The 13,009-nt window shown below is 67.4% G+C and carries 10 protein-coding genes, 2 tRNA genes and 1 pseudogene; 2 read left to right on the plus strand and 11 right to left on the minus strand.

Annotated elements, in window-relative coordinates; genetic code table 11:
* Positions 1-182 precede the first annotated feature (182 nt).
* From QM597_RS01230 to glyA, 3 genes are read right to left on the minus strand one after another with little or no spacing between them, the layout of a single operon-like run.
* Complete coding sequence (locus QM597_RS01230) at positions 183-527, minus strand: DUF3817 domain-containing protein (RefSeq protein WP_415003060.1); 345 nt, start codon at positions 525-527, stop codon at positions 183-185.
* A 9-nt stretch (positions 528-536) separates the two neighbouring features.
* Positions 537-1,325 (minus strand): SURF1 family protein, encoded by a 789-nt coding sequence (locus QM597_RS01235; protein WP_415003061.1) that lies wholly within the window; start codon positions 1,323-1,325, stop codon positions 537-539.
* A gap of 9 nt (positions 1,326-1,334) precedes the next feature.
* Positions 1,335-2,603: a serine hydroxymethyltransferase gene (glyA, locus tag QM597_RS01240; protein WP_415003062.1), complete on the minus strand. Its 1,269-nt coding sequence runs from the start codon at positions 2,601-2,603 to the stop codon at positions 1,335-1,337.
* Positions 2,604-2,769: 166 nt separating this feature from the next.
* On the opposite strand from glyA, the pseudogene QM597_RS01245 reads away from it, so the two are divergent.
* Positions 2,770-3,070, plus strand: a pseudogene (locus QM597_RS01245) (NAD-dependent epimerase/dehydratase family protein); the annotation flags it as partial.
* A 695-nt stretch (positions 3,071-3,765) separates the two neighbouring features.
* Here the strand turns inward: QM597_RS01245 and QM597_RS01250 are convergent.
* From QM597_RS01250 to gyrB, 6 genes are all read right to left on the minus strand, one after another.
* The gene (locus tag QM597_RS01250; protein WP_415003063.1) at positions 3,766-3,921 is read right to left on the minus strand and encodes a hypothetical protein; all 156 of its coding nucleotides are present in this window, start codon (positions 3,919-3,921) and stop codon (positions 3,766-3,768) included.
* Between the two features lie 392 nt (positions 3,922-4,313).
* Positions 4,314-4,386 (minus strand) — tRNA-Ala (locus tag QM597_RS01255).
* 143 nt (positions 4,387-4,529) lie between these two features.
* A tRNA-Ile gene (locus QM597_RS01260) sits at positions 4,530-4,604 on the minus strand.
* 49 nt (positions 4,605-4,653) lie between these two features.
* Positions 4,654-5,427 (minus strand): DUF3566 domain-containing protein, encoded by a 774-nt coding sequence (locus QM597_RS01265; protein ID WP_415003064.1) that lies wholly within the window; start codon positions 5,425-5,427, stop codon positions 4,654-4,656.
* Positions 5,424-7,976: a DNA gyrase subunit A gene (gyrA, locus tag QM597_RS01270; RefSeq protein ID WP_415003065.1), complete on the minus strand. Its 2,553-nt coding sequence runs from the start codon at positions 7,974-7,976 to the stop codon at positions 5,424-5,426. The genes QM597_RS01265 and gyrA overlap by 4 nt, the downstream gene beginning before the upstream one ends.
* A 108-nt stretch (positions 7,977-8,084) precedes the next feature.
* Positions 8,085-10,052, minus strand: a complete 1,968-nt coding sequence (gene gyrB / locus QM597_RS01275; RefSeq protein ID WP_415003066.1) for a DNA topoisomerase (ATP-hydrolyzing) subunit B — start codon at positions 10,050-10,052, stop codon at positions 8,085-8,087.
* A gap of 231 nt (positions 10,053-10,283) precedes the next feature.
* On the opposite strand from gyrB, the gene QM597_RS01280 reads away from it, so the two are divergent.
* Positions 10,284-11,093: a phosphatase PAP2 family protein gene (locus QM597_RS01280; RefSeq protein WP_415003067.1), complete on the plus strand. Its 810-nt coding sequence runs from the start codon at positions 10,284-10,286 to the stop codon at positions 11,091-11,093.
* A gap of 310 nt (positions 11,094-11,403) precedes the next feature.
* Here QM597_RS01280 and QM597_RS01285 read toward each other — a convergent pair whose 3' ends face one another.
* Together QM597_RS01285 and recF are read right to left on the minus strand one after the other, a co-directional pair.
* Positions 11,404-11,892 carry a DUF721 domain-containing protein gene (locus tag QM597_RS01285; protein ID WP_415003068.1) on the minus strand — a complete coding sequence of 163 codons (489 nt, stop codon included), beginning with the start codon at positions 11,890-11,892 and terminating at the stop codon, positions 11,404-11,406.
* Positions 11,885-13,009, minus strand: coding sequence for a DNA replication/repair protein RecF (recF, locus tag QM597_RS01290; protein ID WP_415003069.1), 1,125 nt, complete (start codon positions 13,007-13,009; stop codon positions 11,885-11,887). Before recF ends, QM597_RS01285 begins: the two co-directional genes overlap by 8 nt.

Genomic DNA, 13,009 nt, shown 5'->3' on the forward strand with positions numbered 1-13,009 from the left:
ACCCATGCGCACGACCGTGTCGAGGTAGTCCCGGTCCGCTGGCTGAGGTGAGGCCCCAGGCGGTCAAGCCGGGTCCTGAGGTGCGACGAGGAACGAGGAGCCTAGAAGAGCGAAGCCTGCGGGGTCGTCGTTTCGAGGCTCGTCGCACCTCAATCACCGGTTTTGCCTATGGGTGCTGTCTCTTATGCGGCGGTCTTGGCCTGGACGGCCTTGGTGGTGCGGCGCTCGGCCCAGAAGCTGACGAACGGCACGCAGGCCAGCAGGATCGTGGTGAGCGTGAACGCCGGGGCGAAGCGGTGCCGCGACGCGAGGATCGCGATGAGCACCAGCAGGACCATGAACAAGAAACCGTGGGCCTGGTCGATGACCATGAAGGTGTCCTGGTGCCGGTGCCACCAGGATCCTTGTTCGGTCAGTAACTTGCCGAGGAAGCCCGCCATGACGACGAGCAGGTTGAGGCCGACGATGGTGGCCATGACCTGATAGGCCAGCAGCGGTCCGGGCTTCGGGGCGTCAGGGTCATTCACAACGCCAGACTATCGGTCCCTGAGGTGCGAGCTTGCGAGCCTCGAAGGGCGACCGGCCGCACTGGTCCCGGCCGCCTGCTCGCGCCGGGCGCGCTCGGCGGCGACCAGGTCACGGCCCATGCGCCACCACATGAACACGGCGAAGGCGGCGAAGGCCCACCACTGGGCGGCGTAGGCGAGATTGCGCAGGCCCACCGTCCACGACACCTCCGGGGCGGGTACGTCGACCAGGGTCAGGCCGCCGGCGACCTCGGGGGTGGTACTGATCCCGAAACCGGGAAAGAGCGCGTACGGCAGCTCGTTGACCAGCGCGGGGACCCGCACCGAGGCGACCACGCGAGGATCGGCCGGCGTCTCGGCGGCGACCGGCTCGCCCGGTTCGAGCACCACCCGCAACGTGTGTTCGCCGGTCGGCGGCTCCGGCAGCGCCCCATTGTCCTCGGCGAATCCCCGCACGACGAGCACCGCCCGTCCGGGCGAGACCACCAGCGGCGTCAGCAGCCAGTAGCCGTCGCGCCCGTCCTGCTCGCGTCCGGAGACCCAGCGCTGCTCGTCGGCGGTGCCGAAAGTCCCGGTCACAGTCACCGGCCGGTGGTTCATCGTCTCCAGGAACGGCTCCCCGGCGGACCAGACCTCCGCCAGTGGCACCGTCGGCACCTCACGCCGGTCGGCCCGCTCGTGCTCCTGGCGCTGGTCGTACACGCCGAGTTGCCACGATCCGCCGACCAGGCAGAACACCGCCACGATCACCGCGACGGCATGCAGCCCCCACATGCGCGGGCGCAGCCACAGCCGCACGGACACGAGTCAGGCCACGGGCGGGAGATCGGGGTACAGCGGGAACGCCTCGGCGAGGACCGCAGTGCGCTTGCGCAGGGCCTCCAGGTCGGCGTCCGGCTTGAGCGCCTCGGCGATGACGTCGGCGACCTCGGCGAACTCCTCGGCACCGAAGCCGCGCGTGGCCAGCGCCGGAGTGCCGACCCGCAGGCCGGAGGTAACCTTCGGTGGGCGCGGGTCGTTGGGCACCGCATTGCGGTTGACCGTGATGCCGACCTCGTGCAGCCGGTCCTCGGCCTGCTGACCGTCGAACTCGGAGTTGCGCAGGTCGACGAGCACCAGATGGACGTCGGTACCGCCGGACAGGACCGAGACGCCCGCGGCAGCGACATCGGGCTGCATGAGGCGGTCCGCGATGAGCTTGGCGCCCTCCAGCGTGCGCTGCTGCCGGTCGGCGAATCCGTCCTCCAGCGCCATCTTGAAGGCGACGGCCTTCGCCGCGATGACATGTTCCAGCGGACCGCCCTGCTGTCCGGGGAACACCGCCGACTGCAGCTTCTTGGGCACGTCGGGGTCGTTGCTGAGGATCGCGCCGCCGCGCGGGCCGCCCAGGGTCTTGTGCGTCGTGGTCGACACGACGTGCGCATGCGGCAGCGGGCTGGGGTGCAGGCCGGCGGCGACGAGGCCGGCGAAGTGCGCCATATCGACCCACAGGTAGGCACCGACCTCGTCGGCGATATCGCGGAAGGCGGCGAAGTCGAGCTGGCGCGGGTAGGCCGACCAGCCGGCGATGATGACCTTCGGCTGGTGTTCGCGAGCGAGGCTGCGGACCTCGTCCATGTCGACGAGGCCCGCGTCGTCCACGTGGTACGCCGCGACGTTGTACAGGCGGCCGGAGAAGTTGATCTTCATGCCGTGCGTGAGGTGGCCGCCGTTGGCCAGGTCGAGGCCGAGGATCGTGTCGCCAGCGCGGGCGATGGCGTGCAGGACCGCGGCGTTGGCGCTGGCGCCGGAGTGCGGCTGGACGTTGGCGTACTCGGCGTCGAAGAGCTGCTTGAGCCGGTCGATGGCGATCTGCTCAACCTGGTCGACGACCTCGCAGCCGCCGTAATAACGCGCGCCCGGATAACCCTCGGCGTACTTGTTGGTCAGCACGCTGCCGTTGGCCTGCAGCGAGGCGACCGGCGCGAAGTTCTCCGACGCGATCATCTCGAGCGTCGTCTGCTGGCGACGCAACTCGGCGTCGATCAGCGCGGCGATCTCCGGGTCGGCAACGGACAGGGGCGCGTTGTGATCCATGCCCGAATCCTACCGGCGCGGGAAGCGGCACCGTGCGCATGCAGGCGGTCATCGAATCACATGGATGTAGTTTTCCTCAGGCTTACCCACACCTGTGGGCAACTCCGGGGCCGTGGCGGCACCGTTGCGCGATCGATCGATTCGTGCCGATCACGGGAGACAGGCCCTGGCCCATGTGATCGTCACCGGCGGCGCGGGCTTCCTCGGGGTGAGCTTCGCCCGCACCTGCGCGCACACCGCGCATCGGGTGACGGTGCTCGACGCGCTGACCTACGCCGGCAACCGCGCCTCCCTGGACGATCCGGGCCGGTTTCACCGAGGAGAGCGGCTACGACCCGTCATCGCCGTATGCGGCCACGAAGGCGGGCACCGACCTGTTGGCGGGGTCGTACGGGGTGCGCGCGACGCTCAGCAACTGCTCGAACTGCTATGGGCCGTATCAATATGTCGAGAAGTTTATTCCTCGATAGATCACCCGCATACTGCACGGCCTGCGGATCGGCCGTGCCGTCCCCCGACATGCCAGGGCCGCCTCTCTCCCGAGAAACGTCCTCAGACCTGGGGCTTGGAGATTCCGCCAGTAGGCGGACCCGGTCATTGAGGTGCGAGCTTGCGAGCCTCGAAATGACCCGCCCATGACAGGCTTCGAGGCTCGCTTCGCTCGCGCCTCAGCCAGCGGGTCGAGAGGCTCGCTTCCGCGTGGAATCAGGGCATCCGCACCGATGCCGAGTCCGAGGACGGGGCCAGGGCCGATGACCCGTTGATCGGTGCGTCGGCGGAACCAAAGAAACGACCTCGAACACGGCTGACAGACACCGAAGTGGACACTATGCGAAAACCTGCGCGTAGGGCGTGAGCGTGAACGCGCTGGTGCCCCGGTTCGGGGTTCACCGGGGCACGGTCTGGGCAAAGACCCAGTGAGGCTGGGGGCCGACGCAGGATTTGACCTGACCTCGGTCATGCGCACGCCGGATCAGTCCGGTGCGGTGATTGCCTGCTGCTGTGAAGGAGACAGGTGTCGGGCGAAGAAGTGGGCGGCGTCCTGGCCCGCGTACGGCGAGACGCCGGTGTGGCCGCCCATGTTGGCGTACAGCGTCTTCTCCTTCGACCCGAAGGCGTCGAACAGGTCGAGGGCCGTGTGCCGGTCGTTGCCCTCGTCGTCCTACTGCAGGAGCACATGCAGCGGGATCGTGACCTCACGCGCCTGCTCTGCGCCAGGTAGTCGCGGCCAGTCACCGGCACCGGGCAACTCGACGCAGACAGCGGAGAACCCGTGCGTGGCGACGCTTCGTGCCCGCGCGACCAGGCGGGGATACATCCGGTGCATCCCGATCCCGCCGGGCTGTCCCATCACCATGACAGGTACTGGTGCAGTCGAGGATGCGGAGGGCGGCGTCCAGAGAATCCCGGGGACACCATTGAGGGTGAACGCGCGTTCGACGGTTCCCTCATCGAGACACCGTTCAGAAGTAAAGTGCATGGTCGTGCCTTCGGGGAATGCTGCTGATTAGCGGCGCTCCCGGACGACCTATCGCCCGACCGAAACTCCTACGAGGAGCACCCATGTCGAATCGTTCACGGGTATCACCTCCTCTGCGTGATGCGCGGCCGTCAACGACGACTACCTTCTCCACATCATCACCCGTAACAACGCCAAACGGGAACACCCGTCATCTACCGATGTCGCGTGTTCCCGTAAGACACTTTGGGTGGAGCCTAGGGGACTCGAACCCCTAACCCCCTGCTTGCAAAGCAGGTGCGCTACCAATTGCGCCAAGGCCCCTCGGCGTCAAACCCGGTCGGTGGCGTCCGCCCAGGGATTCGGTCGCGGCCGACGGCCTCGTGCCACGGTGAGCACCACGCCCGCGACACCGATCACCACCACGGTCAACTTCTTCATGCGATCTCCCTCATCGGGTTTGATCGTGGGCCTAGCTGGACTTGAACCAGCGACCTCTTCCTTATCAGGGAAGCGCTCTAACCAAGCTGAGCTATAGGCCCGCAACAGCGCTGAACTCTACCTCACCGCTGCGGTATTGACCCCATCGGGTCAGGTCCGGTCGCGGAACGTCACCTGGATTCCCCCGACCAGATGGGTCGCGGTGTTGTACAGGCGTGTCCCGACGGCAGCCAGCGCCGTCATCAAGATGACGTTGATCGCCGACAACACGAGCGTCAGTCCGACGACTCGTGTGAAGCCGAAGTAGTTCTTGACCTCGAAGGTGCCGTCCTCGCTGCTGAGCACCGAGTTGATCGCATCGTTGAGATTGTCCCAGACGCCAGTGACGTTCAAGACCAGCCAGAAGACCGTGACTGCGACCACGGCGACCACCATGAGTGCGGTCGACACCACGAACGCCAACTGCGTCACCGACCACGGATCGACGTGGACCAGGCTCAACCGCGCCTGCCGACCGGGGTTCGACCCCGACGTGACCGGCGAACCGGAGGACTTCGGTGCCGCCTTGGCCTCGGCCGGCGGCGTGACTGGCGGGAACATCGACGTCGAGGCCGGGTCTTCCGATACCGTGCGAGCGTAATCCGCTGCGGTCATCGGTCGAGTCAACGGCGACGATCCGGCCGAGCCGGACGGACGCGGCTCCGGCTCGGAATCCACCGACTCGGGACCTTCTTCGACGGCCTCGCCCGACTCCTCCGTAGCCGGAACCTCGGACACCTCGGACTCGATCTCGGCGGCCACGGCCACGTGGTCGTCGGCCGGCGGGTCGTCAGCAGGCGGTACCACCCCCGACACGTCCACCGGTTCGGGCAGGGGCTTCGGGGGGGCGGGCTTCGTCCCGCCACCGGGCTTGCGCTTCGTCACGCCTGTGCCTCATCCTCGGTCGACTCGGAGGCGTCGCCTCCCTCAGCAGATGCCAGCTCCGCGTTCCGGGCGATCGTGACCACGCGGTCATCCCCCTTGAACTTCACGAAACTGACTCCCATGGTGCCACGGCCGGTCGGATTCACGCCGGAGACCAGGCTCCGGGTGACCTGGCCGTTAGCCGTCACACTGATGACGTCGTCACTGTCGCGCAGCACGAGGCCGCCGACAAGCCGTCCGCGGTTCTCGCTGATCTGCATCGCCTTGATACCCAAACCGCCACGACCCTGCAGCCGGTACTCGCCGACGAAGGTCTTCTTGGCGAAGCCGCCATCGGTCACGGTGAACACGTACAGCCGCTCCTCAGCCGCAACGTCGGTCTCCTCGCGGGCCGACTCCTCGTGACGGATGACCGCCATCGACAGCAGTTCGTCGTCACCACGGAACTTCATGCCCGTAACGCCCGATGTGGCCCGGCCCATCGGGCGCAGCTGCTCGTCATCGGCTCGGAAACGGATCGCCTGCGCCCGCTTGGAGATGAGCAGCAAGTCATCCTCGGGACCGACCAGCTCGGCACCGATCAGCTCGTCGTCCTCGTCACGGAAGTTGATCGCGATGACGCCGGCCTGCCGCGGGCTGTTGTAGTCGGCCAGCCGGGTCTTCTTGACCAGGCCCTTGCGCGTCGACAGCACCAGGTACGGTGCCTGGTCGTAGTCGCGGATCGCGAGCACCTGCGCGATCTGCTCGTCGGGCTGGAAGGACAGCAGTCCGGCGACGTGGCCGCCCTTGGCGTCGCGTCCAGCCTCGGGCAGGTGGTACGCCTTGGCCCGGTAGACGCGCCCGGCCGTGGTGAAGAACAGGATCCAGTGGTGCGCGGTCGTCGGGAACAGGTGCTCGACGTAGTCGCCGTCGCGTAGCTGCGCCCCCCGCACGCCCTTGCCGCCGCGATGCTGCACCCGGTACAGGTCGGTCTTGGTGCGCTTGGCGTACCCGCCGGCGGTGATCGTCACGACGACCTCCTCGTCGGGGATCAGGTCCTCGTCGGACAGGTCGCCGTCGGCGGCGATGATGCGGCTGCGCCGGTCGTCGCCGTACTTGTCGGCGATCTCGGCCAACTCGGTCGAGACGATGGACCGCTGCCGCTCCTCGGAGGCCAGGATGTCCTTGTAGTCGGCGATGAGCCGTTCGAACTCGGCCAGCTCGTCGATGATCTTCTGGCGCTCCAAGGCCGCCAGCCGGCGCAGCTGCATGTCGAGGATCGCGCGGGCCTGCAGCTCGTCGATGTCAAGCAGTTCGCGCAGCCCCAGGCTCGCCTCCTCGACAGTCGGGCTGCGGCGAATGAGCGCGATAACGTCATCGAGCGCGTCGAGCGCCTTGACCAGGCCGCGCAGGATGTGGGCGCGCTCCTCGGCCTTGCGCAGCCGGTACTCGGTGCGGCGCCGGATCACATCGATCTGGTGGGTGATCCAGTGCGTGACGAAGCCGTCCAGGCTCAGCGTGCGCGGCACGTCGTCGACCAGCGCAAGCATGTTCGCGCTGAAGTTGCTCTGCAGATCGGTGTACTTGTAGAGGTTGTTGAGCACGACGCGCGCCACGGCGTCCTTGCGCACCTCGATGACGATGCGCCGGCCGACGCGCGAGCTGGACTCGTCGCGCAGGTCCGAGACGCCCTGCAGCCGCCCGGAGTTGACCAGCTCGGCGATCTTGCGCATGAGCGCATCGGGGTTGACCTGGTAGGGCAGTTCGGTGACGACGAGCTGGATACGGCCCTTGGTGTCCTCCTCGATGTTCACCACGGCGCGCATCGTGACCGAGCCGCGGCCGGTGCGGTACATCTCCTCGATGCCCTTGGTGCCGACGATCAGCGCGTGCGTCGGGAAGTCCGGACCCTTGACCCGCTCCATGAGCGCGGCCAGTAGCTCCTCGCGCGAGGCGTTCGGATGCGCCAGCGCCCACTGCGCGGCGTCGGCCACCTCACGCAGGTTGTGCGGCGGGATATTGGTGGCCATGCCGACGGCAATACCGGCCGAGCCGTTGACGAGCAGGTTCGGGATACGCGACGGCAGCACCGTCGGCTCCTCGGAACGGCCGTCGTAGTTGGGCTTGAAATCAACGGTGTCCTCGTCGATGTCGCGCACCATCTCCATCGCGATGGGCGCGAGCTTGCACTCGGTGTACCGCATCGCGGCGGCCGGATCGTCGCCCGGCGAACCGAAGTTGCCCTGCCCGAGGATCATCGGCGCGCGCATGACCCACGGCTGCGCGAGGCGGACGAGGGTGTCGTAGATCGCGGTGTCGCCGTGCGGGTGGTACTGGCCCATGACATCGCCGACGATGCGGCTGCACTTGGAAAAACCCCGGTCGGGCCGGTAGCCGCCGTCGTACATCGCGTACAGGACGCGGCGGTGGACCGGCTTGAGGCCGTCGCGCACGTCGGGCAGCGCGCGAGCCACGATGACGCTCATCGCGTAGTCGATGTACGAGCGCTGCATCTCGTCTTGCAGCTCGACCGGTTCGATCCGGTCCCGCTCGATCGGCGTGTCAGTCACAGTGTGTCCTTAGGTCGAATCCGGTCCCTGAGGTGCGAGCCTGCGAGCCTCGAAGGGGGGTGAGGTGGCTTCGAGGCTCGCTTCGCTCGCGCCTCAACCACCGGGTTGCTAGATGTCGAGGAAGCGGACGTCTTTGGCGTTGCGCTGGATGAAGTTGCGGCGCTGCTCGACGTCCTCGCCCATGAGGATGGTGAAGATCTCGTCGGCGACAGCGGCGTCGTCGAGGGTCACCTGGCGCAGGATGCGGGCGTCCGGGTCCATCGTGGTCTCCCACAACTCCGAATCGTTCATCTCGCCCAGACCCTTGTAGCGCTGCACCGGGGCCTCCTTCGGCAGACGGCGCCCGGCTTCCTCGCCCGCAGCCAGCAGCACGTCGCGCTCCCGGTCGGAGTAGGCCAGCTCGTGCGGGGCGTTGGTCCACTTGATCTTGTACAGCGGCGGCTGCGCGAGGTAAACGTGGCCGGCGTCGATGAGCGGCTTCATAAACCGGAACAGCAGCGTCAGCAGCAGCGTCGAGATGTGCTGGCCGTCGACGTCGGCGTCGGCCATGAGCACGATCTTGTGGTAACGCAGTTTGGCGATGTCGAAGTCGTCGTGGACGCCGGTGCCGAGCGCGCTGATGATCGCCTGGACCTCGGCGTTCTGCAGGATCTTGTCGATCCGCGCCTTTTCGACGTTGAGGATCTTGCCACGCAGCGGGAGGATCGCCTGGGTGCGCGGATCGCGCCCGCCCTTGGCCGAACCGCCGGCGGAGTTGCCCTCGACGACGAAGATCTCGCACTCTTCGGGATTGCGGCTGGAGCAGTCGGCGAGCTTGCCGGGCAGGCCGCCGCCGCCGAGGAAGCCCTTGCGGTTGCGGGCCAGGTCGCGCGCCTTGCGGGCGGCCATGCGCGCCGCAGCCGCGTCGATGGACTTGCGCACGATGGTCTTGCCCTCGGTCGGATGCTGTTCGAGCCAGGCCCCCAGCTCCTCGTTGAGCACCTGCTGCACGAAGCTCTTGGCCTCGGTGTTGCCGAGCTTGGTCTTGGTCTGGCCCTCGAACTGCGGCTCGGCGAGCTTGACCGAGATGATCGCGGTCAGGCCCTCGCGGATGTCGTCGCCGGTGAGCCGGTCTTCCTTCTTCTTGATGAGGTTGTTGGCCTCGGCGAAGCGGTTGACCGTGGAGGTCAGCGCCGCCCGGAAGCCCTCCTCGTGGGTGCCGCCCTCGTGGGTGTTGATGGTGTTGGCGAAGGTGTGGACCGACTCGGCGAAGCTGGCGTTCCACTGCATCGCCAGTTCCAGTGACAGGCCACTGTCGGGATCCTCGCGTTCGATGGAGATGATGTCGCCGTGGATCGGCGTCTTCGCGCCGACGTTGATGTGCTTGACGTAGTCGACCAGGCCGCCGCCGTAACAGAACTCGACCCGCCGCTCGACGTCGTCGTCCTCGCCCGGCCGCTCGCGCTCGTCGATCAGCACGATCTGCAGGCCCTTGTTGAGGAAGGCCATCTCCCGGAACCGCGTCTTGAGGGTGTCGTAGGAGTATTCGGTGGTCTCGAAAATGTCGGCGCTGGCGTAGAAGGTGTTGGTGGTACCGGTCTCGTCAGTGGCTTCGCCGCGGGCCAGTGGCGCGTCGGGTTCCCCGTAAGTGAACGACTGCGTCCAGACATAGCCGTCGCGCTTGACCTCGACGTACATCTTGGTACTCAGCGCGTTGACGACCGAGACGCCGACGCCGTGCAGGCCGCCGGAGACCTTGTAGCCGCCGCCGCCGAACTTGCCGCCGGCGTGCAGCGAGGTGAGGACGAGCGTGACCGCAGGGATCTTCTGCTCGGGGTGTTCCTTGACCGGGATGCCGCGGCCATCGTCGACGACCCGCACGCCTCCGTCGGGCTGGAGCGTCACTTCGACGCGCGTGGCGTAGCCGGCGAGGGCTTCGTCGACGGAGTTGTCGACGACCTCCCAGACCAGGTGGTGCAGGCCGCGCTCGCCGGTCGAGCCGATGTACATGCCCGGTCGCTTGCGGACCGCTTCGAGTCCCTCAAGAACCTGGATATTGCCGGCGTCGTAGTTCTCGGGTTCGGGAGTCTGGGTCACTCGATGAGTATACGGGGCTATTGCGTGGCTCTGAGTGACCAGTGCCACATGTCGGTGCCTCGGCTGCCCGGCAGAGGTCGCGCTGAGAGGCCGTTGAAGGCCCCTGGGAGGCTTTCGCGGGCCGCCTTCTGAACACTAGGACGGTCCCAGTGCCCATCACGCCCCGAAGGGTGCATTCGGCCAGTGGACGCATCGCCGGGGGTCTTGACCCGCATACGGCACAGTGGGGGCATGACCACCGACACCCTCGCTTCACCGCCAGCCGGGGTGCGCGGGCGGGCCGTGCTGACCGGAACTGCGGCGGCCATCGTCCTGGCTGCCTGCATCGTGGTGGCGCTGCGCACGGCGTCTGGGCAACAGTTCGACCACTGGGCGATGACCACCGTGGTTGCCGGACGCGACGCGCATCTGGCGGTGCTGAGCGTGCTGGGCTACGTGTCCATCGGTGCCCTCGCCCTGGCGGCCAGCGGCAGCGTCGCCTTGGCCCTCCTGCGGCGGCAGGTCCGCCTGGCGCTCGCGGCGCTGCTGGTCATCGGCGGGGCGAACGCCACGACCCAGGTGCTCAAGCAGTACGTGCTGGAGCGCGCCGAGCTGGCCGACGGGATCATCGCGCACAACAGCCTGCCGAGCGGACACACGACGGTCGTCGCGTCGAGCCTCGGAGCGCTGTGCCTGGTCTGCCCGACGTGGCTGCGGCCGTTCGTGATGACCGCCGGTTCGTGCGCGGTGACCTTGACCGGTGCCGCAACCGTAGTGGCCGGCTGGCACCGGCCCTCCGACGTCATCGCGGCGGTACTCGTCTGCTTGATCTGGACAGCGATAGCCGCATTGGTTGTTGGCGGTGCACTGCGTCCGGGTCTTGCTGGATTCACGGCGGCGATCGTCGGTGCGGCGGCGGCGATCATCTTCCTCATCGTCATCGGGGTACGCCCGTCTGCCGGGTGGGACGCCTTCGCCACCGCCGCGCTCGTACTCGGTTCCATCGCTCTGCTGACCGCCGTCGTCACCGCAACGATGGACCGGGTCAGCCCCGCGCACTGATCCGGCTGCGGTTTCACACCGCTCACGGAGTGATCCCTAAGGTGCGAAGGCCGCTCGCGGCCGAGCCTCGAAGGGACTCAAACCGCAGCTCATTTCGAGGCTCCGCTCGTTCCTCGCTACGCACCTCAATGAGCGGAATCGGCCGATAAATCAGCACTTCTAGGAGATGCTGCAGAAGACAGACCCGGTCATTGAGGTGCGAGGAGCTTGCGACGAGCCTCGAAATGACCACACCGCAGGCTTCGCCCTTCGAGGCTCCTCGTTCCTCGTCACACCTCAGGAACCGGGGCGAGCGGAGCCGGTCACGTCCTCAGCCGTAGGTGTCGCGGGGACCCCGGCCGCCTCGCACCGTACGGCGGCCATGCTTCCAGGACGGTGCCTCCGGACCGCGGACCTCGATGCGCAGCACCGAACCGTCGCCGAGTTCGTCATTCAGCCGCGCGACGATGCGCGGAGCAAGCAATTGCAGCTCCTTGCGCCAGGCTGTCGAATCGGTCCGCACCGAGACGATGTGGTCGGCGTAGCCCTCCACCACGCTGTGCTGGGCGATATCGGGTCCGACGATGGAGGCCCAATCACCGAAGACCCGCGCTGCGGCCATCTGATCGGTCCAGCCCTGCTGCGCGATGAGGTCGCCCATCGCCCGCGCCAGCGGAACGGCATCCTCGCGGTCGTCTCGACGGCGTGCGCCGGAGCCGTCCTTGCCACGGCGGGTCCGGCGGGGTCGGCGCGGTGCGTTCGGGTCGCGGAAACCCTCGGCGAGTTCGCGCGCGAGGTTCAGCGGATCGTCGTCACTCACCGCGCACCTGCCCTCCAGAGACCGTGAACCGCCGCCCGCGAAGGCCGTCCGGCACGTCGTTGGGCACTGCTGCGGTGACCAGCACCTGTTCGACGCCGGCGGCCATGTCGGCCAGATGACCGCGCCGACCGCTGTCGAGTTCGGCGAAAACATCATCGAGGATGAGGATCGGATCGTCGTCGACGCGCAGGTGGTCGAAAGAGGCCAACCGTAGCGAGAGTGCGAGGGACCACGACTCACCGTGACTTGCGTACCCCTTGGCGGGAAGATCGCCGATGGCCAGGGCGACGTCGTCGCGGTGCGGACCGACGAGGGTCAGCCCCCGGTCGAGTTCATCGCGCCGCCGCTCGGCGATAGCGGTGAGCAGGACATCACGGCAGGCCTCGGGATCGCGAGGGTGATCGTCGTGCGCGATACCAGTTTTGGCGACATAGGTAGCGCTCACACAGCGGCGAGCCTCGGCCGCCGACGCCGCAACGGCCTCGTGACGGCGTTGCAGATCGGGAGCCAGGTCGTCGAGAACCTGCAGCCGCCGGGCGGTGATCTCGCCGCCGAAGGTCGCGAGCCGCTCATCCCAGATCTCTAGAGTAGATAAATCAACTTGTCTACCTCTGGCACTCTTGAGAAGAGTGTTCCTCTGGCGCAGGGTCCGTTCGTAGTCCGCCTTGACCCCGGCCACCCGCACCGACTGCATGACCAGGTGATCGTCGAGGAATCGCCGCCGGTCGGATGGATCGCCCTTGACCAGGGCCAAATCCTCGGGTGAGAACAGCACCGTGCGCACGGTGCCGAGCAGGTCGCGCACACGCGGCAACTCCGAGCGGTTGACGCGCGCCCGGTTGCTCCGTCCAGGGGTGATCTCGACCTCGATCAGCGCCGAGCGTTCGCCTTTGACCACGTCGGCCCGCACAATGGATCGCTCGGCGCCGGCCCGCACCAGCGGAGTGTCACCGGAAACCCGGTGCGAGTCCAGCCGCGCAAGGTAGTCAACGGCCTCGACGAGATTGGTCTTGCCCTGGCCGTTGGCACCGATGAAGGCGATGGGTCCAGCACCGAGGTCGACCTCGACCTCGGGGTACGAGCGGAAGTCGACGAGCGCGAGTCGGTCAACGTACAC

It is taken from the genome of Aeromicrobium sp., from assembly GCF_047607065.1.
GTDB lineage: Bacteria > Actinomycetota > Actinomycetes > Propionibacteriales > Nocardioidaceae > Aeromicrobium.

What these genes read in the sequence shown, in the direction of transcription:
- QM597_RS01280 (WP_415003067.1), top strand. Translation starts at nt 10,284, where the DNA reads ATGACCACCGACACCCTCGCTTCACCGCCAGCCGGGGTGCGCGGGCGG.
- glyA (WP_415003062.1), bottom strand. Translation starts at nt 2,603, where the DNA reads ATGGATCACAACGCGCCCCTGTCCGTTGCCGACCCGGAGATCGCCGCG.
- QM597_RS01250 (WP_415003063.1), bottom strand. Translation starts at nt 3,921, where the DNA reads ATGTATCCCCGCCTGGTCGCGCGGGCACGAAGCGTCGCCACGCACGGG.